At 59.5% G+C, this 1003-nt stretch carries 2 pseudogenes; both read right to left on the reverse strand.

Annotated elements, in window-relative coordinates:
• Positions 1–779, reverse strand: a pseudogene (locus tag HV796_RS42740) (IS110 family RNA-guided transposase); the annotation flags it as partial.
• Positions 780–910: 131 nt separating this feature from the next.
• Positions 911–1003, reverse strand: a pseudogene (locus tag HV796_RS42745) (IS6 family transposase); the annotation flags it as partial.

Here is a 1003-nt window from a genome sequence, read left to right on the forward strand (position 1 = left end):
ATCTTGCCACCGGATCCTGTCTGCGCCGGCACCAGTCCGATCCAGGCCGCGAACTCGCGCCCGGACCTGAATGCCTTTGCGTCCCCCATCGTTGCAACGGCTGCTGTCGCTGTCAGCAGGCCGACGCCTGGTGTCGCAGCGATTGCCCGGCATGCCTTGTCCTCTTTCATCCACATCTGCAGACGTCGTTCGATTCCGGCAATCTGTTTATCCAGTTCCATCAGCCCATTCCACTGCTCGCGCAGCGTGTCGATCAGAATCGTCGGCAGACGATCGACGAGCCTTTCCAGCACATCCGGTATCGCCTTATCGAGTGCCGCCCGACCCTTGCCCATCACTTCGCCGTACTCGGTGAGCAAGGCCGCGCAGGCTGTTGATCTGCATCGTGCGGAACTTCACCAGTTGCTGTCGCATTCGCTGCAATCCCGGTACCGCCTGTTGCGTTTCCGTCTTCACCGCGACCGACTTGCCCGGCTGCTGCTCCGCCATCCAGATCGCACGCGCATCGGCTGCATCATTCTTGTTGCCCATCACGAATGCCTTCACGAACTTCCCTGGCATCAGCTTCACCTGATGTCCCATCGCTGTCAGCCTGCGTGCCCAGTGCTGCGAGCCGCCGCAGGCTTCCATGCCGATCAGGCACGGGCACGGTTTGCAAAGTGCTCGAGAAACGCCACACGCCTGACCGGTTTGTTTAGGATCTCGCCCGTTTCCGCGTCGATGTAATGGATCTGCATCAGGCTCTTTGCAATGTCCACACCTACTGTCGTATGCTTCATTTCGGATCCCTCCGGTTCGCCAGTGAAGACCTGCATGATCTTCCGCCTTGGGCACTTCGATGCCGTTGGCCCGCGAGGGTCCACCTTCCTTCTTCTCTACCACCGCTCACGGGCGGGAGGCGTTCATACCATTCTTCGAGGTTGCGCAGGCTCAACGAATACGTCACATACCAGCGCACGCATAGCAGAATCACGTCCAGTGGATAGTGCAGTCGCTTCAGTAC

This window comes from Paraburkholderia humisilvae (genome assembly GCF_902859855.1).
Taxonomy (GTDB): domain Bacteria; phylum Pseudomonadota; class Gammaproteobacteria; order Burkholderiales; family Burkholderiaceae; genus Paraburkholderia; species Paraburkholderia humisilvae.